Origin of the sequence: Halomonas sp. YLGW01 (assembly GCF_014840935.1) — a bacterium.
Classification (GTDB): Bacteria; Pseudomonadota; Gammaproteobacteria; order Pseudomonadales; family Halomonadaceae; genus Onishia.
On record NZ_CP062005.1, the window covers coordinates 524,980 to 546,959 of the forward strand.

Sequence of the window (21,980 nt, forward strand, 5' to 3'; positions counted from 1 at the left end):
GCGAAAGAGGGGGTCGCCACCGGCGCACCGCCGACGGGCGGGCGCGGGCCTGCCCGCCGGCGGTGCCGGGGTGCGAGATCAGATGGACTTGATGGTGCCCTTGGGCAGGACGGAGGCAACGGCGTTCTTCTGCACGTTGATCTCGGTGCCTTCGGCGATTTCCATGGAGATGAACTCGTCGGCCACCTTGGTGATCCGGCCCAGCATGCCGCCGCCGATGACCACTTCGTCACCCTTGGACAGGCCGGCGATCAGCTGCTTGTGCTGCTTGGCCCGCTTGGCCTGGGGGCGCCACAGCAGGAAGTAGAAGATCAGCACGAAGCCGCCCAGCATGACGATCTGGGCGATACCGCCGCCTGCGGCCGCGCCGCCTTCGGCGTGTGCCGGGGAAATGAGGAAGTCCAGCATGTTGTTGGTTCTCCTGAGAGGGTTGCTAGGGTCCAGAATGGCCGGATGATGAGCGCATCACCCGGCCGTCAGATTCGGTGCAGACGGGCCTGCGACCCCGTCATTCGGGGCTTTGTTCCAGCGGTGGAACCGACAGCCCGCGGCGACCATAGTATGCTTCTACAAAGTTTGCCAATGTACCCGCTTCGATGGCACCGCGCAAACCGTCCATCAGGCGCTGATAATGGCGCAGATTGTGGATGGTGTTGAGCATCGAACCGAGCATCTCGTTGCAGCGATCCAGGTGATGCAGGTAGGCCCGCGAGAAGTGCTTGCAGGTGTAGCAGTCGCAGTCGGCTTCCAGCGGTGCCGTATCGTGGCGATGCCGGGCGTTGCGGATCTTGACCGTGCCCTCGAAGGTGAACAGGTGGCCGTTGCGGCCGTTGCGGGTCGGCATCACGCAGTCGAACATGTCGACGCCGCGGCGCACACCCTCGACCAGATCCTCCGGCTTGCCCACGCCCATCAGGTAGCGCGGCTTGTCGTCCGGCATCCACTCGGGCAGGTAGTCGAGCACCTTGATCATCTCTTCCTTGGGCTCGCCCACCGACAGTCCGCCGATCGCGTAACCGTCGAAGCCGATCTCATCGAGGCCCTTGAGCGAGGCCTCGCGCAGGTCCGGGTACATGCCGCCCTGGATGATACCGAACAGCGCCGAGGGCGAGTCGCCGTGGGCGTCGCGGGAGCGCTTGGCCCAGCGCAGCGACATCTCCATCGAGCGCTTGGCTTCGTCATGGGTGGCCGGGTAGGGCGTGCACTCATCGAAGATCATCACCACGTCCGAGCCCAGCGAGCGCTGCACCGCCATGGATTCCTCGGGCCCCATGAAGACCTTGGAGCCGTCGACCGGCGAACGGAAATGCACCCCTTCCTCGGTGATCTTGCGCATCTCGCCAAGCGAGAAGACCTGGAAGCCGCCGGAGTCGGTGAGGATCGGCTTGTCCCACTGGGCGAAGTCATGCAGGTCGCCGTGTTCCTCGATCACCTCGGTGCCCGGGCGCAGCCACAGGTGGAAGGTGTTGCCGAGGATGATCTCGGCGCCGATCTCCTCGACCGACTGGGGTGTCATGCCCTTGACGGTGCCGTAGGTGCCCACCGGCATGAAGGCCGGGGTCTCGACGGTGCCGCGGGGGAAGCTCAGGCGGCCGCGGCGGGCCCGGCCGTCGGTGGCCAGGCGCTCGAAGGTCATGAAGCATTCGTTACGCATGAAGGCTCTCTCGCATGAAGGCTTTCTCGAAAGGGGCGGGCGACAAGGATCGCCCTCGAATAGTGGGTGCGCCAGAAGACGAGCGGCCCGATGCGTCGGGCCTTGGCGAATGAGATATCGGCTGTCGGGTATCGGCGGTCGAGTATCGCTTGTCGGATGTCGCTAGCCGGCGTCGGCGCGGGTCAGGAACATGGCGTCGCCATAGCTGAAGAAGGCGTAGCGCTCCTCGACCGCGGCCCGGTAGGCGTTCATCACCGGCTCGAAGCCCGCGAAGGAAGCCACCAGCATCATCAGCGTCGACTCCGGCAGGTGGAAGTTGGTGACCAGCGCATCGACGCAGCGCCATTCATAGCCCGGATAGATGAAGATGTCGGTCTCGCCGCGGTAGGGCGCGATCTCGCCGGTTTCACTCTTCATGCAGGCCGATTCCAGGCAGCGCACGCCGGTGGTGCCCACCGCCACCACCCGATTGCCGCGGGCCTTGGCCTCGCGGACCTTGGCACAGGCGGCCTCGTCGACCTCGATCCACTCGCTGTGCATGTGGTGGTCGCGGATGTCGTCGGCGCGCACCGGCTGGAAGGTGCCGGCGCCCACGTGCAGGGTGACGAAGGCGCTCTCGATGCCCTTCTCCTCGAGTGCTGCCATCATCGGCTCATCGAAGTGCAGGCCGGCGGTGGGGGCGGCCACCGCGCCATCGCGCCGCGCGTAGACGGTCTGGTAGCGCTCGCGGTCGGCCAGCTCGTCCTCGCGGGTGATGTAGGGCGGCAGCGGCATGTGGCCGTGGGCCTCGAGCAGCGCGATCAGCGGCGTGTCGCCGAGGAAGCGCAGCTCGAACAGAGCATCCTGGCGGCCTTCCACCACGGCGCGCACATCGCCCTCGAAGATCAGCTCGGTGCCCGGCTTCGGCGACTTGCTGGCGCGGATATGCGCCAGGCCGCGGTGGGCATCCAGCGGCCGTTCGAGCAGCATTTCGACGCGGCCGCCGCTGGCCTTCTGGCCGTGCAGGCGGGCCGGGATCACTCGGGTGTCGTTGAACACCAGCAGGTCGCCCGGCTCGAGGATCTCGAGCAGGTCCGGGAAACGGCGGTGGTCAAGCGCCCCCGAGGCGCCATCGACGCACAACAGGCGGCAGTCACTGCGACGCTCGGAGGGGTAACGGGCGATCAGCTCGTCGGGAAGCTCGTAATGGAAATCGGCGCGCTGCATGGGAGATATCGACTCGGGCTAGCTAAGGCGGTGCAGGAATGGTGCTGGACCATTCGGACAAGGCGCCTAGGATACCCGTTCCCGCCAGTGAAGTCAGTCGCTTGCGGTGCGTTTGCGATTGACCTGCGAGGTGGCTGCCGTATAATGCGTCCCCGCTGCCGGTGTGGCGGAATTGGTAGACGCAGCGGATTCAAAATCCGCCGCCCTAACAGGCGTGTCGGTTCGAGTCCGACCACCGGCACCACTAAATCAAGTAGTTACCCTCCCTGCCTTGTGGCCTCGCGTGGCATAAACTAGCATCCAATAACACTACCTATGTTGGTAAGGATGTTGGTAAGCGGCCATGTCAAAGAAAGCCCATCCCCTGTCTGCCCTTGAAGTGAAGCGCATCGCTACCCCTGGCTATCACGCCGTGGGAGATGTTGCTGGCCTACTACTGCGTGTCGATAAGAGCGGCGCTCGGTCGTGGATACTGCGCTATTCCACCGGCGAGACTCGCTTGGCCCAGAGCGGCAAGCCCTACAAGGTGCGCCGGGACCATGGCCTAGGCGGCTACCCTGACACCTCACTGGCACAGGCCCGCGAGAAGGCTCGCAAGGTCCGCGAAATGTTGGCCGAGGGCATCGACCCACTTGCAGAGCGCAAGGCCGCCAAACAAGCCCGGTTGGCTGCTGAGCTGCGCCGGCTTACCTTCGTCCAGGCCGCCGAGGCCGTTATCAAAGTGAAGCAGGCCGAAGCCAGCAATCCGAAGCACGCCGCTCAGTGGCGGCGAAGCCTGGAAGCATATGCCTTACCAACATTGGGCAATATGAGTGTGGCCGATATTGAACTGGTTCACGTCAAGAAAGCCCTTGAGCCTATTTGGCAGAGCAAGCCCACTACTGCCGCCCGTGTGCGCCAGCGCATCGAGTCAGTTATGTCATGGGCGACGGCCCACGGCCACCGCGCCGGCCCCAATCCCGCCACCTGGAAAGGCAATCTGGATGCCGTGTTGCCGGCGCCAGCCAAGATCAAGAAGAAGGCACACCATCGCGCCATGCCCATTGATGAGATGCCGGCGTTCTGGGCGCGGCTGAGCGAGCGGGACGATATGCCGGCAAAGGCGTTGGCGTTTACGATCCTAACGGGCAGCCGTTCCGGAGAGGTGCTGGGCGCCCGCTGGGAGGAGATCGACATGGCCGGTGCGGTCTGGGCGATACCGTCGGAGAGGATGAAGGGGCGCCGAGAGCATCGCGTACCGCTGGCGCAGGCTGCCGTTGAGCTGTTGCGTTCGGTGCCCCAGGCTGATGAAGGGCTGGTATTCACCCGCGATGGCGGGCGCAAGCTGTCCGACCGGGCAATGACCGACCTGCTGGCCGCCATGGGGGAAAAGGAGCAGGCGACGGTTCACGGCATGAGGTCCACGCTACGCGACTGGATGGCAGAACGCACCGCTACCCCGCAAGACGTTGCCGAGATGATCCTGGCCCACGCCATCGGCAACCAAGCCGAGGCCGCCTATCGGCGCGGCGACCTGCTGGCAAAGCGGGCTCGAGTGATGAAGCAGTGGGCCACCTTTCTGGCCACCCCTGCCAGCGCCAGCGGCAAGAAGGTAACGGCGATCCGCAAAGGCGGCACTGAATGACCGATTTGGCCGGTTAGGGCCGTACACCCGAAAGCGCGGCGACTCCACCGCGCCCGCCGGCCAATCTTCCCTGGAGCAAGCGCGAGGAGTAGCGCAATGGCCATTTCGCCATGGCACCTACTGAGTGTTATCCGATGTGATGATGTAGCTGCATTGCTCGCCGATTTTGATCCTGCAGTTCCCACTGTTGACAGTTACACAGGCCGCTTATACGACGAGTGGCGACGGGTCTTGGTGGAAGAGGCACAAGCAGGCCACCTGTCCCCAGCGAAAGTTTTCGTTGGGGATGATGAAGTACAGCAGTACACAGACGCTCTCGTCCCCCAGCCAATTATTCATACTTGGCGAAAGATTCACCCTAGTAAGAATGATTGGCGCTATCACTCATATGCAGAGATACGGTTAAGCTTCGATAGAAAGGAGCTTTATCGCTGGCTAAAACAAGCAGTGCCTGCAGCAGAGATACCTGAGGCATTGCGCCTCATACCGAATACCCAGGCGCCAGCCGCACCGCAAGACAAGCCCCTTCACCACAAGCGCCGGCAAACCTACCTGAAATTGATAGAAGGGCTGGCGCTTGAGGTATTGGGCGGCGAGATGCCAGATGAGCCCTACAAAGCCGCTGTCATGCTTCAACAGGTGCTGCAGCGCCACGGGCTGAAGCTGGATGACGAGCCGATAGCCAAGACGGTGCAAGAGATACTGGCCGCCCGCGAGGAGCGCGAAAGCGACCCTTTTTGATGCGACATAGCCCTATGTCGCATCCATGACGGACGGCACTCGCCCTATATAGAACTACCGGCCAAACTGCCACGCCATGCTCCTCGTGAATTCACAAAGCGAGGCAGTGCCACATGGCAATTCCCACCCGAGCCGCCACCACCGGCGACTACGACACCACTGCACCGGAGCCGCGCGGCGCCAGCAATGCTTGGCGTCTCTGGTTCTCCGTCAAGCAACTAGCCCGCCGCTACGGCACCCATGAGGCCACCATTTGGCGCTGGTCACGTGAGGGCCGCTTTCCCGCGCCAGTGAAGCTGGCGGGCAACCTCACTCGCTGGTCACTTCACGACGTTGAGAGCTGGGAGCAAACCCAGCGGGAGCGGACGTGATGTTCGAGCTCTCAAGCCTACTGGCTGGCGCTTGGCGCTGGATTACTCGACAAGGTGGACGAAGCGTTCGCCGCAAACCCGGGGAGGGCGAGCAATGACTCCCTCAAATCAAAAGTCTCATCCCCCTGAGAAGAGCAGGCCCCGTATTGAAGCGCCGCCGAAAGCGCCCCCCAAACATAGCACCATCGAGGTCGCGCTGGCCGACGCATTAGCCGGCTATGGCGTGACGTTGGCGCCCAAGGCGTCAGGCCGCTTCGAGCGATTCGACGCGCCCGACAAGCCCAAGGGCAACGGCAATGGTTGGTATCGCATCCATTCGCCCCAGGCGGCGAGCTTTGGCATTTGGCATCTGGACGTTTCTGAGGTTGTGACGCTTAACGACGTCAGCAACTCTGAAGCCGTGGCTCAGTCAAGGCTGGAGGCTATACGAGAGCGCGACCGCCGCGATCGAAAGCGCCAGCAGTGTGAAGCCCAGGCCGCCGAGAAGGCCCGGCGCTGGTGGTCCGAGGCCGCTCCCGGCGATCCGGCCCACCCCTGGCTGGCCCGCAAGCGTCTACCGCCCCACGCTCTTCGCCAGCACGGCAAGGTGCTGTTGGTGCCTCTGTATGTCGAGGGCGGCCTGGTCAACTTGGAGCGCATCTTTCCCGACGGGAACAAGCGCACCCTGGCAGGAGGCCGCGTTAGGGGCGTGGCTAGCCTGATCGGCCGCCTGACCGGCGCTGGGCGCGTGCTGGTGGCTGAGGGTTGGTCAACGGCCGCTGCGCTCCACGAGGTCATGGGTTGCCCGGTCGTAGTCGCTCGAAACGCCGACAACCTGGCCTTGGTCGCCCGTCGCCTGCGCCAGCGGCTCCCTGATGCTGACATCACCATCTGCGGTGATGATGACCGCCACCTGCCGGCCAAGGGCAAGCCCAACAAGGGCTCGGTTGAAGCCCGCCATGCCGCCCTAGCCATTGGTGCTGACCTGCTGATGCCGTCGTTCTGCGAGGGCTGCCGGCACTGTACTGACTTTGCCGACGTGCGCCTGTGCCGGCTGGGAGGTGGCCATGGTGGCTGAGTACCTCGACCCCGATAGTGTCGATATGTTCGGAAAGCCTGACACTGAGCCCGCCCATACCTCGTTGGGCATGTCCCAGGTGTCCCACGTGTCCCAGCCCAGCAATGACGCGGCTTCCCGCCGGGACACCACCGGGACACCACTTGTCCCAACGTGTCCCATCGCCCGCGAGGTAGACCCGAGCGAGGCGGCGCCGGCCAAGGTGAAGGAGCCAGTGCGCCCTACCTTCGCCTGCTACTTGACCTCCAGCCAGTACGGGCCGCCGGGGCTTTACTACCACGGGCAGCGCATTCCCAAGGGCGACGGCGACCCCGAGCCCTTCGACAAGCGCGTCTGCACCCCCGTCGAGTGTCTGGCCGCCACCCATGACGAGCGTGGCGATAACCATGGGCTGCTGCTGCGCTTCAAGCCGCTGTATGGGCCGTGGCGGCAATGGGCGATGCCGCTGCGTCTGCTGAGGGGCAGCGGTGAGGAGATGCGCGGCGAGCTGCTGGACATGGGCGTTCGTATCGAGCCCGACGCCTTTAAGGAGCTGAATCAATGGGCTGCGAGGCAGGCGCCCGATGAGGTGGTGGTGGCCGCGACCCGTGTGGGTTGGCATCGCGTCGAGGAGGCGCTGGCGTTCGTCATGCCCCGGCACACCATCGCCCAGGGCGAGCTGGCGCGCCGGATCACCTTCCAGAGCGAGGTGGCCGGCCAAGACGAGTACGCCACCGCCGGCAGCCTGATGAGCTGGCGCGAGGCGATTGGCCGGCTATGCAGCGGCAACCCGCTAATGGTGCTGGCCGTGTCCACCGCCCTGGCCGGCCCGCTGCTGTACCTGACGCACCGGCAGACGGCAGGCATTCATCTGGTAGGCGATTCATCCAACGGGAAGACGACGCTGCTGGAGGTCGCTGCGAGCGTCTGGGGCGGTCCCGACTTCAAGCGCACCTGGCGCGCCACCGGCAACGGACTGGAGGGCATCGCGGCAGCCCTGAGCGACACGGCGCTGATACTGGACGAGATAGGCGAGGCCGACGGCCGCGAGATCGGCGCTACCGTCTACGCCCTGGGCAATGGCACCGGCAAGGCCCGCGCCAGCCGCAACGGCACTGCAAGGCGCCCGCACCGCTGGCGCATCGCGGTATTGAGCAGCGGCGAGCGTACCCTGGCCGCCCACATGAGCGAGGCCGGCAAGCGCCCCCTTGCCGGGCAGGCCGTCCGGTTGCTGGATATACCCGCCAAACGCGCCCACGGCGCCTTCGACACCCTGCACCACCTGGCCGATGGTCGCGCCTTTGCGGATCACCTGAAAAGCGAGGTGACGCGCCACCATGGCCACCTTGGGCCGGCGTTCATCGAGCGGCTGGTAGCCGAGGAGCGCGACCTGGCTGCTGAGGTGGACCGCTTCGCCCAGGTAGACGGCTTCGCTTCGACCCGCCCGTTACAAGGCCGGGCCGCCAAGGTGCTGGCGCTGATAGGGCTGGCCGGCGAGCTGGCCACCGAATACGGGCTGACGGGCTGGCAGCCGGGCGAGGCGATGGCCGCCGCTGTCGAGGCGTTCCACGCATGGGCCGCCGGGCAGGGCGGCGTGAGGTCCGAGTATGAGCAGATATTGGACAGCGTGGGCGGCTTCATCGAGCGACATGGCGATGCCCGTTTCAGCAGCGTCGAGAGCGACCCGGCCCATATCCCCACGGTCCACAACCGGGCCGGCTGGTGGCGCGATGATGCCAAGGGCCGAACCTATCTGTTCAACGGCGAGGGCTTGAGCGAGGCGCTGGGCGGCTTCGACCTGAAGCGCGGCACCGAAGCCCTGGAGGTGGCCGGCTGGCTGGTCGAGCGCGATGCTGGCGCCCGGTCCGTGCGCGTTCGGATCAACGGCAGCCGCCGCCGGGTCTACGCGATCCGCCCGGTGGAATGTGAGGAGAGCGTGGCATGAGCCTGGACGATGTTTACCGCGCCTTCGCTGGGACATCACGGGACACCACCTGTCCCGCACCTGTCCCGGCGCCAGTCCGCACGGTTGAGCAGTTGGGGCACGTCGGACACATGGGACATTACGAAAATGAGGAGCGGCAAGACAAGGCGGGGCCTGCGCATGAGGTCGAGACGCTGCTGGCCGCTCTGGCTGATGCTGGCCGCGACCTCAGGCCGGCACTGGCGCATCGCCTACGCGAAACGCTGTTGCCCCTGAGTCGGCAAGTACGGGCTGAACTGATCGCGGTAATAGATGATGCCTTCGAAGTGGCTCCCGACGTGGAGGCCGCCTGCAGGCATGCCCATCGCCTGCTTGACGACCCTGCTGCCGTGGAGGCCGCCAAGGCGGTTTGGCCAGCCTACCCTGAGCCACTGGCCCCACAAAGACTTGGCAACGTGAGAAAGTCAGGTTGAGCCGCCATGGCTGGCATCACCCATTACAGCGAACTGCTGCCAGGCGATGTCAGCTACGCGATACGCCATCTGTCCCAGCCATCCGAAGATGAAGCCAGGAAACTGGCCCGCTGACAGCCTGATAAATATGTCTCCCCTGCGAAAAGGCCGGTCAGGTGTTATCTGAGAGTCCACACGTGACGGCCGGCGCTGTTGTTCCACATCTATACGCGAGGAGTCCAGCATGACAATAGATAACCAAGCCGAACTTCGTAAAAGATACCGGGCATGGTCCAGAGCCATAGCCAAGGGTGAGCGTTTGCCCTTCCCGGAGGAGTGCCGTGGCCTGCGTTGTGGTGCCAGAACGAGAGCTGGGACACCTTGTAAGCGCCGCGATCTTTTCAGCTCCGGTCGCTGCCGACTTCATGGCGGGCTATCGACAGGTCCAAAGTCCGGCCCGAGAGTTAAGCAGTCGGAGCCACCCATCAAGCCTAAGGCAACGTTACCTTCCTTGAATGATCCTGAGTTTCAGGAGTATATACGGAGGTTGTGTCAGTTCTGATGCTGCTGGCCCGCCAAGCTAAACCCCATGAACACTCAGCAATAGCAAGTTAATTGGAGGTTGGCAGCCAGGGCCTGCTTTAGGGGGAACCCATAATACGCCGTCAAAAAACGCTACCTTCTTGATAGCACATTCTTCAGTCCAGAGGGTGCCGCGAGCTTCTAGACGACCCGAGGTCGAACGCTTCCGGCGACACCACTCACCGGCATGAGCTAATGAGCCGCATACCGTTGTAGGAGTTCGCCGACAGAGGATGTAAGGCAGGCCGCGTCATGGCCATCTCTAAGGTGTCCCTTGCCCCTCTCTCCGCCCCGCTGTGTATGATGGTGCCCATTCATCATCACTAGACTCAGCACACCCGGAGACGCATCGTGAACACGGACAGTCACTCTCAGACGGCGGCCTTCATCTGGTCGGTCGCAGACCTGCTGCGCGGCGATTTCAAGCAGTCCCAGTATGGGCGGGTGATCCTGCCGTTCACCCTGCTGCGGCGCCTGGAGTGCGTGCTGGCGCCGACCAAGGCGGCGGTGCTGGCCGGGGCTCAGGAACATCAGAACAAGCCCGAGGCGGTGCGTGAGAAGCTGCTGCTGCGGGCGGCAGAGCAGCAGTTCTTCAATGCCTCGCCGCTGACGCTGGGCACCCTGTCGGATACTCAGACCGCCGACGACCTGATGAGCTACGTGCAGGCGTTCAGCCAGGATGCCCGAGAGATCTTCGATCACTTCCACTTCGAGGACTTCGTCCAGCAGCTGGCCGCCAACGACCTGCTCTACCAGGTGGTGCAGCGGGTCGCCAGCATCGACCTGAGCCCGGAGCGGATCACCAACTACGGCATGGGGGTGATCTTCGAGGAGCTGATCCGCAAGTTCGCCGAGAGCTCCAACGAGACCGCCGGTGAGCACTTCACGCCCCGCGACATCGTGCACCTGACCACCTCGCTGGTGCTGACCGGCCAGGACGAGACCCTGCGCCCGCACCGCATCGCCACCGTCTACGACCCCACGGCGGGCACCGGCGGCTTCCTCTCCGAGAGCGATGAGTACATCCGGCAGGTCAGCGACCAGGTCACGGTGTCGCTGCACGGCCAGGAGCTGAACCCGGAGTCCTACGCCATCTGCAAGGCCGACATGCTGATCAAGGGCCAGGACGTGGCCCAGATCAAGCTCGGTAACACCCTCTCCGACGACCAGCTGCCCGCCGAGCGCTTCGACTTCATGCTCGCCAACCCGCCGTTCGGGGTCGAGTGGAAGAAGGTCCAGAAGCAGGTCACCGACGAGCACAAGCAGAAGGGCTACGATGGCCGCTTCGGCCCGGGCCTGCCGCGCGTCTCCGATGGCTCGCTGCTGTTCCTGATGCACCTGGTCAGCAAGATGCGCAGCCCCAAGGACGGCGGCTCGCGGATCGGCATCATCCTCAACGGCTCGCCGCTGTTCACCGGCGGGGCCGGCAGCGGCGAGTCCGAGATCCGCCGCTACCTGCTGCAGCACGACCTGGTCGAGGCGATCGTCGCCCTGCCCACGGACATGTTCTACAACACTGGCATCGCCACCTACGTGTGGGTGCTCTCCAACCACAAGCCGGCCGAGCGGCGCGGCAAGGTGCAGCTGATCAACGCCACCGCGCGCTACACCAAGATGCGCAAGTCGCTGGGCAGCAAGCGCCAGTACGTGACCGACCGCGACATCGACGAGATCGTGCGCGGCTATGGGGCCTTCCAGGAGACCGAGGAGAGCAAGATCTTTCCGGTGGAGGCCTTCGGCTACCGGCGCATCACCGTCGAGCGCCCGCTGCGCCTCAACTTCCAGGCGAGCCCGGAGCGCCTGGCCCGGCTCGACGGCGAGAAGGCCCTCCAGAAGCTGCCAGAGGCCGACAGGGACGCCCTCAGGGCCGCCTGCGCCACCTTGGACCCCGAGCGCTGCTACACCAACCGGGACGCCTTCACGAAGGACCTGAAGGCCGCGCTCAAGCCCACCGGCCTCAAGGTCGGCGCCCCGCTACTGAAGGCGATCCTCAACGCCCTCGCCGAGCGTGATGACGAGGCCGATGTCTGCACCGACAAGCAGGGCAACCCGGAGCCCGACAGCGGCCTGCGCGATAACGAGAACGTGCCGCTCGACGAGTCGGTGTTCGACTATTTCGCCCGTGAGGTGAAGCCCCACGTGCCCGACGCCTGGATCGACGAGGATAAGCGCGACCCGCTTGACGGCCGTATCGGCCTCGTCGGCTTCGAGATCCCCTTCAACCGGCATTTCTACACCTTCGAGCCGCCGCGCCCGCTGGAGGCGATCGACGCCGACCTCAAGGCCTGCACCGACCGGATCAAGTCGATGATCGAGGAGTTGTCGGCATGACGTTTCCCGCGTATCCCGAGTATAAGGATTCTGGCGTCGAGTGGTTGGGGCAGGTGCCGGCGCATTGGCAAGATAAGCGGTTAAAGTTCCTGTTCGATCTTTGTAAACGTGGTATTAGAAAAAAAGACAGCATTGTCACTTGCTTTAGGGATGGCACAGTCACGCTTCGCACCAACCGGCGTACTGAAGGCTTCACGAATGCATTGAAAGAAATAGGATACCAAGGCGTTCGGAAAGGCGACCTGGTTATACATGCCATGGATGCATTTGCAGGCGCTATTGGGGTGTCAGATTCAGATGGAAAATCCTCCCCTGTCTATTCGGTGTGCTCCCCTGCTTCTAGGGCTGTATCTTCCTATTACTATGCACGGCTGCTTCGCCACATGGCGCTTTCTGGCTTTGTGGCGTCGTTAGCTAAGGGGATTCGAGAAAGGTCCACTGACTTTAGGTGGTCTGATGCGGCAGAGATTTTCTTGCCTGTCCCTCCTTATGAAGAGCAGGCCACCATCGCTGCCTTCCTCGACCACGAGGCGGCCCGCATCGACGCCCTGGTGGCCGAGCAGCAGCGCTTGATCACGCTGCTCAAGGAGAAGCGCCAGGCGGTGATCTCTCATGCCGTGACCAAGGGCATTGACCCCGACGTGCCGATGAAGGATTCAGGCGTCGAGTGGCTGGGCGAGGTGCCGGCGCATTGGGAAGTAATGAAGTTCTTGCGTTGTGTAAAGATAGCTGAAGGGCAAGTGGATCCGAAGCTGGAAGAGTATCGTGAAAAAATCTTGATTGCCCCTAATCACGTTGAGTCAGCAACAGGGCGGATTCTAAGTCTGGAGACTGCCGAATCCCAAGGGGCTGAGAGCGGTAAATACATTTGTCAAGCTGGTGATGTAGTGTACAGCAAAATCAGGCCTGCCCTCAGGAAAGCTTGCGTCATTGATCAAGAGGTTCTTTGCAGTGCTGACATGTACCCGCTTCGACCACTAGAAAAATTAACCAGCGATTACTTGCTGTGGAGCATCCTTTCCGAGCCGTTCTCTCGGTTGACTGTTCTAGAGTCTGAGCGAGTGGCTATGCCGAAAATTAATCGCGAATCACTGAATGAAATTTTCATGGCGGTGCCCCCCGTAGAGGAACAAGCAAGGATTAGTGGCCACATTTCTCAAGAAGCCCAGCGGTTAGATCAGCTCACTTCTATCGCAACTGAAGCCATTGAGCTCCTCTCCGAGCGTCGCTCTGCACTAATCTCCGCCGCCGTCACCGGCAAGATCGATGTTCGAGGATGGACGCCACCGGCCGATGCGGCGCCAGCCCAGCAGGACACCCGCATGGAGGCGGTATGACGCAGGGACGCAGCATCCGACTGTTCCTGGTGGACGGTACGCCCAATGGCCTGCTGACCGCCGAGATCATGAACTGGACCGGGCATGTACTCACTGGGCCGCGCAGCAAGCTGAGCGAGCTGGTGCAGCGCCCGGAGTGCGGCCGTACCGGTATCTACTTCCTGGTCGGGCCGGACCCCGAAAACAGCCTGCGCCCGCTGGTCTACATCGGCGAGAGCGACGACGTGGCCACGCGCCTCAAGCAGCACAACCGCCCCGAGGAGAAGGGTGGCAAGGATTTCTGGGAGAAGGTCTGCCTGGTCACCAGCAAGGACCAGAACCTGACCAAGGCCCATGTGAAGTACCTCGAGAGCCTGCTGATCCAGAACGCCGGCGAGGTCGGCCGCTGCAAGCTGATCAACGGCACCGCCCACGAGTACATCGGCCTGCCCGAGTCAGACCGCGCCGACATGGCCTTCTTCACGGAACAGGTGCGCACCGTGCTGCCGGTGCTGGGGCTCGACTTCCTGCGCGATCGGCCGATGCCCTCCAGCGCGGCATCCGAGCCAGAGGAGCCCAAGCGCCAGCCCTCGCCGCGCTTCGTGGCCGAGGTGCCCCGGTTCGGCATCAAGGCCCACGGCCAGGAGATCGACGGCGAGTTCTACGTGCTTAAGGGCTCCCTGGCCCGGGGCAGCTGGACGGGAAAAGATGGCGGTTACCAGAGCCTCTTCCAACAACTCTGTGACGATGGGGTGCTTGTGGAAGCCGAACAGGGGCTGCGACGTTTCGCCAGCGACTACGCTTTCTCGAGCCCTAGCGCCGCCGCAGCGGTCGTCTCAGGGCGTAGCTCCAATGGCCGTGAGCATTGGAGAGTAGAGAGCACGAACCAGAGCTACGCCGCCTGGCAGGATCAGCAGGTCAATGAAGCCGCCGAGGCAGTGTCCGACTAACCACCATGACATGGAGCGTCATCACATGAATCAACTGAGCGAGCCCACCCAGGAACGGGATGCCCAGATCCAAGCGGCGATCGAGGATTACCTTCAGTCGCGAAAAGCGATACTCGAGCTGGGCCGGGAAGTACCCGGTAGGATCGGTGGCAACGACAACATCATCGGCCGCATCGGTGAGTTCTTGGGGCTACGCTTCCTGGAATCGCTGGGCCAGGCACCACAAAAAGCTGCAGGCCTTTCTAACCCGGGGTACGACCTGTTCGATGGCGAGCTACTCACCCAGGTGAAAGCCATCACTCAGGAGAACCAGCGCGGTCGCAGCGTGCGCCTGACACCCGGCTGGAATCAGTTTTTGCTGATCGAACTGGGCGAGCATTACACGCCTATTCGTATCGGTCTGCTGACCGAAAACCAGCAGCAGCAAGCGATTCATGATGGCTTTGCCAAAACTGAGACACCCGTGGTCAGCCTGTCGATGCTTGGGCCGAAAGGGTTGATCGGGCGTTATGGACAGGTCTACAGCCAGGATCAGATCCATCTTTGATGCGCGTGGCGCTGGGCACTCTCAAGGCCGACAAAGCCTTTATGAGTCCCTGAGAGGCGCAGTAGGATCAATAAACAACAACGCCGGAGCAGGGAGCGAGCATGGCGGACAGCAGGGAAGCGCAGTTTCAGCAGGACATCCTCAATGCCATGGCCGCCAATGGCTGGCGCGTGGGCCAGGCCAGCGGCTATGACCGGGTCAATGCCGTCTACCCCGAGGACCTGGTCGGCTACTTCCAGGAGGCCTACCCGGAGCGCTGGGATAAGTTCGCCAAGGCCCACCCCAAGGCCCCCGAGACGGCGCTGATAAAGGCGGTGGTGCGCCAGCTGGAGCGGGTCGGCACCCTCGAGGTACTGCGCCATGGCTTCAAGGTGCCGGGCAACCGGATCGAGCTGTGCAGCTTCAAGCCCGACCACGGCATGAACCCGGACGCCCAGGCCCGCTACCGGGCAAACCGGCTGAGGGTGGTGCCGGAGGTCTCCTACTCGCCCCACGCCCGCGAGAGCGGCTCAGAGGCGGCGCAGGGGGCAGGAAAAAGCTATAACCCGCGCCTGGACCTGGTGTTGTTCGTCAATGGCTTACCGGTGTCCACCCTGGAGCTCAAGAGCGCCTTCAAGCAGTCGGTCGAGAACGCCAAGCGCCAGTACCGCGATGACCGCCCGGTGAAGGACCCCGTGACCCGCAAGGCCGAGCCGCTGCTGACCTTCAAGCGTGGCGTCCTGGTGCATTTCGCGGTCAGCCAGGACGAGGTGGCGATGACCACCAAGCTGGCCGGTAAGGACACCTTCTTCCTGCCTTTCAACCAGGGCACCGAAGACGGCGGCGCCGGCAACCCACCGGCGCCGGATGACGCCACCTACGCCACCGCCTACCTGTGGAATAGAGTCTTCCAGCCCGATGCCTGGTTAAAGATCCTCGGCCGTTTCCTGCACCTGGAGCAGGTCACCAAGGAAGATTTCGACGGCCGCCGCCAGACCAAGGAGACGCTGATCTTCCCCCGCTTCCACCAGTGGGACGTGGTCAATCGGCTGGTCGAGACCACCCGCCAGGAAGGGCCGGGAAGTCGCTACCTGGTGCAGCACAGCGCCGGCTCGGGCAAGTCCAACTCGATCGCCTGGACAGCCCATCAGCTGGCCAACCTGTACGATGAGGACGGACAGAAGCAGTTCAATTCGGTGATCGTGGTCACCGACCGCACGGTGCTCGACAGTCAGCTGCAGGACACCATCTACCAGTTCGAACATGCCCATGGGGTGGTGTGCCCGATTACCCGTGACGTCGGCAACCAGAGCAAGTCCGAGCAGCTGGCAGAGGCGCTGGCCAGCAACACCCGGATCATCATCGTCACCATCCAGACCTTCCCGGCGCTGTTCGATGCCCTCGACAAGCGCCCCCAGCTGGCCGAGGGCAGTTATGCGGTGATCGCCGACGAGGCGCACTCCTCGCAGACCGGATCCTCGGCCAGCAAGCTCAAGGCGCTGCTGGCCGCCGCCGGGGAGGCCACTGGGGACGATGAGGAAGTGAGCGCCGAGGCCCTGATGGATGCCGCCGTCAGCGCCCGTAAGCCAAGCGAGCGGATCAGCTACTACGCCTTCACCGCCACCCCCAAGGCCAAGACCCTGGAGCTGTTCGGCCGGGTGCCCGATCCCGAGCTGCCCGCCAGCAGCGACAATAAGCCTGCCCCCTTCCACCTGTACTCGATGCGCCAGGCCATCGAGGAGGGCTTCATCCTCGACGTGCTGGAGCGCTACACCACCTACAGCACCGCCTGGAAGCTGGCCCACCCGGACGGCGACGACCAGGAGGTGGACTCCAAGAAGGCCTCGAAGACCCTGGCCAAGTGGGTGCGGCTGCACCCTCACAACATCGGCCAGAAGGTCGAGGTGATCGTCGAGCACTACCGGGCCAACGTGAAGCACCTGCTGGACGGCCAGGCCAAGGCCATGGTGGTCACCGCCAGCCGCCAGGAGGCGGTGCGCTATGCCCTCGCCATGCGTAACTATGTGAAGGAGAAGGGCTACCAGGACGTGCACCCGCTGGTCGCCTTCTCGGGCAGCGTACTGCCGGATGGCGTGATCGAGGAGGAGGTCACCGAGACCAGCAGTAAGCTCAACCCAGGCCTCAAGGGACGCGACCTGGCCGACGCCTTCGATACCGACGACTACAACGTCATGATCGCGGCCAATAAGTACCAAACCGGCTTCGACCAGCCCAAGCTGTGCGCCATGTACGTGGACAAGAAGCTGCAGGGCGTGGACTGCGTGCAGACCCTCTCACGGCTCAACCGTATTTTCCCGGGCAAAGAAACTTTCATCCTCGATTTCTTCAACGACCCCGAGGAGATTCTCGGCGCCTTCGCCCCCTACTACCGCAAGGCCGAGCTGGCCGACGTCTCCGACGCCAACGTGGTCTATGACCTGCAGCAGAACCTGGATGCCAGCGGGATCTACCACTGGGAAGAGGTCGAGGCCTTCGCCACCGCCTTCTTCGACCCCAAGGCCTCCTCCACTAAGCTGAGCTATTACTGCAAGCCGGCTGCCGAACGCTTCACCAAGCGCTACAAGGCGATCGTTGATCAGATCCAGACCTGGCAGGCGGCTAGGAAACAGGCCGAGCAGCAAGGCGATCAGGCCGGTGTGCACCGCGCCGACCAGGAGCTCAAGGACGCCGGCACCACCCGCGACGAGCTGGACCTGTTCCGCAAGAATCTCGCGAGCTTCGTGCGTACCTACGAGTTCCTGTCGCAGATCGTCCACTTCGACGACCGCGAGCTGGAGCAGCTCTGTGTGTTCGCCCGCCACCTCGCCCCGTTGCTGCGCATGGAGCGCCTCGAGGAGGACACCATCGACGTCAGCGAGCTGGAGCTGACCCACTACCGCCTGACCAAGCGCGCTGAGCACCAGCTGCGCCTGGAGGAGGAGCAAGGCGACTACGGCCTGCAGCCGATCAGCGAGGTCGGCTCCGGCAAGCCGCACGACCCCGAGAAGAAGCGCCTGGACGAGATCATCGACAAGCTCAACGACCTCTACGGCACGGAGGTCAGCGACGACGACAAGCTACACTTCGCCAACGGCATCGCCGATCGCATCGAGCGCGACGAATCGGTGATGGCACAGGTCCGCCATCATGACGAAGGTCAGGTGATGCACGGGCTGTTTCCCAAGCGGGTCACCGACGCTGTGCTCGACGCCATGAGTGATCACGAGAAGCTCTCAATGCCGCTGCTGGAGGACGAGAAGACCGGGCGGGAGTTTGCGCTGCTGATCCTCAAGCTGCTGGCGGGGAGGGCGATGGAAGAAACTCAGAGTGGGGGGCGGTTTTCTCAATGAAGATCCTTACGAAATTTTTTTATCCGCCAAGTTGAATGTGGCGATACTATGACTATATGTCCCGAAGTAGAGTGCGATAAATCTACATATGAGGAGGGTTTTTCATGAATGATTATGTTGTTGTTCTTTTAATGGTTTTTTTGGTTTTTGTTGGCGGTATTTCGGCTAATCAAGCGCTTGATCCGCTTAATCGACCTTTGGTTTTTCGAGGAAAAGCGGGGTCATTGGCTTTGAGTTTATGTAGTTCTGTGATAATGATTTCTTTATTTTCTGCAATTTCATGGGGTTTTTACTCGTTCGACTGGTATGCCGCGATAGGGCTGATTTTGAGTGGTTTTGCTTTTTCCGTCGCGGTAACCCCACACATTCCGACTATGGTCTTAGGTAGTGCTCTTGGTCCTATAGTATGCTCAGTGTCCCTGTTGTTTTTAAATTTTTATGCTTGGGGTTCATGAAAAAATTATTGTAATAAGTTTGCATAAGGCTTGATGGTTTTTAGTGGCAGGTGATCTATAAGTATATGATTTAGAATCGTAAAAAGCTTTTTCGACTAATTTCGTGGCGGATCCAATGAGGTGGCGAGTCTGCCCGGTTGGCCGGGCATGAGATGGTCAGCCTGAAAACGATCGGGCACGACAGGAAGGCGGAATAGACTGGGGTCAAGTGACTTGTGCTTATGCCTCCTTCATGGGGGAGATCATTGGGATGTTTTACCAAGCCCCTCCTTTTCGGTAGCAAAGAGCCTCGAGCTAGTCTTTATGTTGTGGCTCTTCGTAGAGCTTGTAAGGATAAGCCAACAATGGATCCGTCGATGTGATGCTCGTATGCGCAGTTCCATAAGATAACGGGTAGTGACGGCGTCCTAAAAAATCAGTATCGTGCGAGCATTTCTGAAATAAATGCCGAAAGGAACATGTGATGAGAAGTCTATCGATACTTGCTCGGGCCGGTATGCTTTCCTTGCTTCCACTATCTGCCATGGCTAAAGAGCCGATCGAGGAAGAGCCGTGGCCTGTAAAGTTAGTATCTCACTTCGAGGCGTTCTGCTACCAAACGGATGCCAGTTTTCCAAAGGCAGTGGCCCTGGCTAATGTGTTGGAGAAACAGGAAATCCCCAGCGAGATGATGGCCGCTTTCATGCCATTGAATGATGTAGATGATGCCAAGGGCTATCTGCTTGAGCGAGATGATGTGAGGCAACGAGCTATATTTTTGGGTGTCGTGACTGGAAAGGATGCCTGCAGTGTTGCCGGAACAGGGATAAGCCAAGATGAAGTGATTGCCTCTATGTCCGAGAATTACCGTTTGCGTGAGGTCGCTTCAACCGACATCGGCCTGCAGATCAGCACAATGTATATACCGGGGGGCACAAGCGACGCCACCCGAGAAGCGCATCGCAAAGGCATGATCGCTATTACAAAAGGTAAGTCTGGCGCCACTGCAGAAACCATGACCCTTGCCTATATTCCACCACGTACAGCAAAAGAGACGTTTTGAAGAAAGCAACTGCCGAGGCTGCGAGAAAGGTTCCGGCATGGCGGTTGATTGCCTGCTTTCCGCAATTGGAGAATGTAGGGGACCGCTGTAAACCCAGCCACCGCTTGCAAGGTTACGATGTGGCCGCTAGGTGTCCACATTGATGTCGCATACTGTGGCAGGCAAGCGCATCGCTAGATGTTGGTAGGGATGTTGGTAAAAAGGAAAAGATACATGTAAATAACTGATTTTATAACAATGTGGTCGGATTCAAAATCCGCCGCTAGCGATAGCGTGTCGGTTCGAGTCCGACCACCGGCACCACAGATCAAGCACTCATCTCCCTCCCTCGTGCCTTGATCTTCGACCTATCCCGATCGATCAATACCCTGCTTTGCTCACCGTACCTCGGTGATACCTCCGCGGTTTTCATTGGCCGCCGCTTGCTGCATTCTGCCCGTGCTTAGTCCTGCCCCCCGCTGTACCCCTCATGCTCCTTTCGTCAAGTTTAACTAAAGCTTCGGCCCAGTCAGGTCGATATGACAGGTTATGTTGGTCTTCACTAACCATGATGGAAATGGAATTCAATGACGACACAAACAACCCGGTCAAGCCGCTGGAATCTGCAGACCAAGATGCTGGTGCTGGTATTGGTGCCGCTGTTGCTGATTACTCTCACCTTGGTCGGCATCACGACCTACGACAGCGTGCGTTCCTCCCAGCAAAATCTGGCACATCAGCGAGAGGAACTGCTGGAGAGTCGGCAGGAGGCGGTGAAGGACGTGGTGCTGGCTGCGAAGAGCGCCATCGCGCCCATCTATGACCAGGCTGGCCCCAACGATGAGCAGGCCAAGGCTCGCGCAGCGGAGCTGCTGCGCTCCATTCGCTTCGATGGCGACAACTATATCTTCGTCTACGAATTCGATGGCACCAACGTCGTACTGCCCCACGCGCCTGACAAGGAAGGCACCAACCTGATGGGGCTGCAGGATGCCGCCGGCGCCTATCTGGTCCGCGACCTGATCGACACCGCTAAGGCGGGGGGCGGCTACTATCAGTACATCTGGCCGCACCCTGAGACGCGCCAGAATGAAGCCAAGTATTCCTACGTTGGACAATTGGAAAAATGGGGCTGGATGCTGGGCGCCGGCGTCTATGCGGTGGACGTGGAAGAGGCGATGGCAGAAGCTCGGGCGGTGGCTCGCGCCAACCTGCAAGACTCGATCAGAAGTGAGCTGATGATGGCGCTGGCACTGTTCCTCGTCGTCGCGCTGGTGGCGAGCTGGCTGGTCAAGCGCACCCTGCAGCCGATCCGTTCCGCCGCCGAGGCGATGGGCGATATCGCCAATGGCCGGGGCGACCTGACCCAGCGGCTGACCGTCGCGACCCACGACGAGGTGGGCCAGCTGGCCGAAGGCTTCAATCGGTTCGTCTCGCGGATGCAGGATACGCTACGCGAGGTGCGCGCCAGCACCCGCCACGTCGGCCAGGCGGCCACCGAGATTGAGCAGGGCAGCCAGGAACTGGCGACCCGTACCGAGCAGGCGGCGGCCAACCTGCAACAGACCTCGGCCTCCATGGAGGAGATCACCTCCACCGTCGATCACAGCGCTCAGTCGGCTCAGCAGGCCAATCAGCTGGTGCAGGGCACCGCCGAGGTGGCCCGCAAGGGCGAGTCGGCGATGCAGCAGGTCGAGCGCACCATGGCCGACATCCATGAGTCGTCGAGCAAGGTCAGCGACATCGTCAGCATGATCGATTCCATCGCCTTCCAGACCAACATCCTGGCGTTGAATGCCTCGGTGGAGGCGGCCCGCGCCGGCGAGCACGGCCGCGGCTTCGCGGTGGTCGCCGAGGAGGTGCGCACCCTGGCCAGTCGCTCGAGCGACGCCTCCAAGGAGATTCGCGGCCTGATCGACGCCTCCGCCGCCCACACCGAGTCCGGTGCCGAGCTGGTGCGCAACGCGGGCACCACCATGCAGGAGATCGCCGAGAGCGTGGCCAAGGTCACCGACGTGATCGGCGAGATTTCCGCTGGCGCCAGGGAGCAGAGCACCGGCATCGGCCAGGTCAACACCGCCGTCACCGAGATGGATACCATGACCCAGCAGAACGCCGCCATGGTGCAGCAGTCGACCACCACGGCCAGCCAGATGCGCGATCAGGCCGAACAGCTGCAGCGCCTGCTTGGGTCCTTCGTGCTGGGCGAGGATGACGCGGCGTCGACCTATCGTAAGGGAGCGCCGGCGTTGCCCTCGGCGTCCGTGCGCCAACGGTCGGCATCCACGGCGGCCGAGGAGGAATGGCAGGCCTTCTGATCATGGGCTCGCCCAACGGAAAAGGGTGAGCCTTTCATGAACGCATGAACGCATGAACGCATGAACGCATGAACGCTGCGAGATGCCCCCGCCGGTGATGGCCACCGGTGGGGGCGTTTTCGT

General features: G+C 62.1%; 17 protein-coding genes and 1 tRNA gene. 15 read left to right on the forward strand and 3 right to left on the reverse strand.

Annotation, left to right across the window (positions count from 1 at the left end; genetic code table 11):
- Nucleotides 1–78: 78 nt before the first annotated feature.
- From yajC to queA, 3 genes are all read right to left on the reverse strand, one after another.
- On the reverse strand, nucleotides 79–408 hold the full coding sequence (gene yajC / locus IEJ03_RS02520) for a preprotein translocase subunit YajC (RefSeq protein WP_192036159.1): 330 nt from the start codon (nucleotides 406–408) through the stop codon (nucleotides 79–81).
- A 100-nt stretch (nucleotides 409–508) separates the two neighbouring features.
- Nucleotides 509–1,636: a tRNA guanosine(34) transglycosylase Tgt gene (gene tgt / locus IEJ03_RS02525; protein WP_192037145.1), complete on the reverse strand. Its 1,128-nt coding sequence runs from the start codon at nucleotides 1,634–1,636 to the stop codon at nucleotides 509–511.
- 180 nt (nucleotides 1,637–1,816) lie between these two features.
- Nucleotides 1,817–2,860, reverse strand: coding sequence for a tRNA preQ1(34) S-adenosylmethionine ribosyltransferase-isomerase QueA (queA, locus tag IEJ03_RS02530; protein ID WP_192036160.1), 1,044 nt, complete (start codon nucleotides 2,858–2,860; stop codon nucleotides 1,817–1,819).
- Nucleotides 2,861–3,017: 157 nt separating this feature from the next.
- Here queA and IEJ03_RS02535 point away from each other — a divergent pair.
- The 15 genes from IEJ03_RS02535 to IEJ03_RS02605 all read left to right on the forward strand — a co-directional run bounded on the left by IEJ03_RS02535 (nucleotide 3,018) and on the right by IEJ03_RS02605 (nucleotide 21,857).
- A tRNA-Leu gene (locus tag IEJ03_RS02535) sits at nucleotides 3,018–3,104 on the forward strand.
- Nucleotides 3,105–3,203: 99 nt separating this feature from the next.
- Nucleotides 3,204–4,484 (forward strand): site-specific integrase, encoded by a 1,281-nt coding sequence (locus tag IEJ03_RS02540; protein ID WP_192036161.1) that lies wholly within the window; start codon nucleotides 3,204–3,206, stop codon nucleotides 4,482–4,484.
- A gap of 96 nt (nucleotides 4,485–4,580) precedes the next feature.
- Entirely contained in the window at nucleotides 4,581–5,225 is a 645-nt protein-coding gene (locus tag IEJ03_RS02545; RefSeq protein ID WP_192036162.1) for a hypothetical protein, read from the forward strand.
- A 113-nt stretch (nucleotides 5,226–5,338) separates the two neighbouring features.
- Nucleotides 5,339–5,596 (forward strand): helix-turn-helix domain-containing protein, encoded by a 258-nt coding sequence (locus IEJ03_RS02550; protein WP_192036163.1) that lies wholly within the window; start codon nucleotides 5,339–5,341, stop codon nucleotides 5,594–5,596.
- Nucleotides 5,597–5,819: 223 nt separating this feature from the next.
- Nucleotides 5,820–6,653 (forward strand): toprim domain-containing protein, encoded by an 834-nt coding sequence (locus IEJ03_RS02555; protein WP_207116426.1) that lies wholly within the window; start codon nucleotides 5,820–5,822, stop codon nucleotides 6,651–6,653.
- Nucleotides 6,643–8,577: a DUF927 domain-containing protein gene (locus IEJ03_RS02560; RefSeq protein ID WP_207116427.1), complete on the forward strand. Its 1,935-nt coding sequence runs from the start codon at nucleotides 6,643–6,645 to the stop codon at nucleotides 8,575–8,577. The genes IEJ03_RS02555 and IEJ03_RS02560 overlap by 11 nt, the downstream gene beginning before the upstream one ends.
- The gene (locus IEJ03_RS02565) at nucleotides 8,574–9,029 is read left to right on the forward strand and encodes a hypothetical protein (RefSeq protein WP_192036166.1); all 456 of its coding nucleotides are present in this window, start codon (nucleotides 8,574–8,576) and stop codon (nucleotides 9,027–9,029) included. The genes IEJ03_RS02560 and IEJ03_RS02565 overlap by 4 nt, the downstream gene beginning before the upstream one ends.
- Before the next feature lie 912 nt (nucleotides 9,030–9,941).
- Nucleotides 9,942–11,921 carry a class I SAM-dependent DNA methyltransferase gene (locus IEJ03_RS02570; RefSeq protein WP_192036167.1) on the forward strand — a complete coding sequence of 660 codons (1,980 nt, stop codon included), beginning with the start codon at nucleotides 9,942–9,944 and terminating at the stop codon, nucleotides 11,919–11,921.
- Complete coding sequence (locus IEJ03_RS02575; RefSeq protein WP_192036168.1) at nucleotides 11,918–13,258, forward strand: restriction endonuclease subunit S; 1,341 nt, start codon at nucleotides 11,918–11,920, stop codon at nucleotides 13,256–13,258. Before IEJ03_RS02570 ends, IEJ03_RS02575 begins: the two co-directional genes overlap by 4 nt.
- Nucleotides 13,255–14,187 (forward strand): GIY-YIG nuclease family protein, encoded by a 933-nt coding sequence (locus IEJ03_RS02580; protein ID WP_192036169.1) that lies wholly within the window; start codon nucleotides 13,255–13,257, stop codon nucleotides 14,185–14,187. Before IEJ03_RS02575 ends, IEJ03_RS02580 begins: the two co-directional genes overlap by 4 nt.
- A 25-nt stretch (nucleotides 14,188–14,212) precedes the next feature.
- Nucleotides 14,213–14,734: a hypothetical protein gene (locus IEJ03_RS02585; RefSeq protein WP_192036170.1), complete on the forward strand. Its 522-nt coding sequence runs from the start codon at nucleotides 14,213–14,215 to the stop codon at nucleotides 14,732–14,734.
- Between the two features lie 101 nt (nucleotides 14,735–14,835).
- Nucleotides 14,836–18,063 (forward strand): DEAD/DEAH box helicase family protein, encoded by a 3,228-nt coding sequence (locus tag IEJ03_RS02590; protein WP_192036171.1) that lies wholly within the window; start codon nucleotides 14,836–14,838, stop codon nucleotides 18,061–18,063.
- A gap of 104 nt (nucleotides 18,064–18,167) precedes the next feature.
- The gene (locus IEJ03_RS02595; protein WP_192036172.1) at nucleotides 18,168–18,518 is read left to right on the forward strand and encodes a hypothetical protein; all 351 of its coding nucleotides are present in this window, start codon (nucleotides 18,168–18,170) and stop codon (nucleotides 18,516–18,518) included.
- A 463-nt stretch (nucleotides 18,519–18,981) separates the two neighbouring features.
- Nucleotides 18,982–19,560, forward strand: a complete 579-nt coding sequence (locus IEJ03_RS02600; RefSeq protein WP_192036173.1) for a hypothetical protein — start codon at nucleotides 18,982–18,984, stop codon at nucleotides 19,558–19,560.
- A 566-nt stretch (nucleotides 19,561–20,126) separates the two neighbouring features.
- Nucleotides 20,127–21,857, forward strand: a complete 1,731-nt coding sequence (locus tag IEJ03_RS02605) for a methyl-accepting chemotaxis protein (protein ID WP_242458024.1) — start codon at nucleotides 20,127–20,129, stop codon at nucleotides 21,855–21,857.
- Nucleotides 21,858–21,980 lie beyond the last annotated feature (123 nt).

Excerpts from the sequence above, each read along its gene's own strand:
- yajC (WP_192036159.1), bottom strand. The coding sequence starts at position 408 with ATGCTGGACTTCCTCATTTCCCCGGCACACGCCGAAGGCGGCGCGGCC.
- tgt (WP_192037145.1), bottom strand. The coding sequence starts at position 1,636 with ATGACCTTCGAGCGCCTGGCCACCGACGGCCGGGCCCGCCGCGGCCGC.
- queA (WP_192036160.1), bottom strand. The coding sequence starts at position 2,860 with ATGCAGCGCGCCGATTTCCATTACGAGCTTCCCGACGAGCTGATCGCC.
- IEJ03_RS02540 (WP_192036161.1), top strand. The coding sequence starts at position 3,204 with ATGTCAAAGAAAGCCCATCCCCTGTCTGCCCTTGAAGTGAAGCGCATC.
- IEJ03_RS02545 (WP_192036162.1), top strand. The coding sequence starts at position 4,581 with ATGGCCATTTCGCCATGGCACCTACTGAGTGTTATCCGATGTGATGAT.
- IEJ03_RS02550 (WP_192036163.1), top strand. The coding sequence starts at position 5,339 with ATGGCAATTCCCACCCGAGCCGCCACCACCGGCGACTACGACACCACT.
- IEJ03_RS02560 (WP_207116427.1), top strand. The coding sequence starts at position 6,643 with ATGGTGGCTGAGTACCTCGACCCCGATAGTGTCGATATGTTCGGAAAG.
- IEJ03_RS02565 (WP_192036166.1), top strand. The coding sequence starts at position 8,574 with ATGAGCCTGGACGATGTTTACCGCGCCTTCGCTGGGACATCACGGGAC.
- IEJ03_RS02575 (WP_192036168.1), top strand. The coding sequence starts at position 11,918 with ATGACGTTTCCCGCGTATCCCGAGTATAAGGATTCTGGCGTCGAGTGG.
- IEJ03_RS02580 (WP_192036169.1), top strand. The coding sequence starts at position 13,255 with ATGACGCAGGGACGCAGCATCCGACTGTTCCTGGTGGACGGTACGCCC.
- IEJ03_RS02585 (WP_192036170.1), top strand. The coding sequence starts at position 14,213 with ATGAATCAACTGAGCGAGCCCACCCAGGAACGGGATGCCCAGATCCAA.
- IEJ03_RS02590 (WP_192036171.1), top strand. The coding sequence starts at position 14,836 with ATGGCGGACAGCAGGGAAGCGCAGTTTCAGCAGGACATCCTCAATGCC.
- IEJ03_RS02595 (WP_192036172.1), top strand. The coding sequence starts at position 18,168 with ATGAATGATTATGTTGTTGTTCTTTTAATGGTTTTTTTGGTTTTTGTT.
- IEJ03_RS02600 (WP_192036173.1), top strand. The coding sequence starts at position 18,982 with ATGAGAAGTCTATCGATACTTGCTCGGGCCGGTATGCTTTCCTTGCTT.
- IEJ03_RS02605 (WP_242458024.1), top strand. The coding sequence starts at position 20,127 with ATGACGACACAAACAACCCGGTCAAGCCGCTGGAATCTGCAGACCAAG.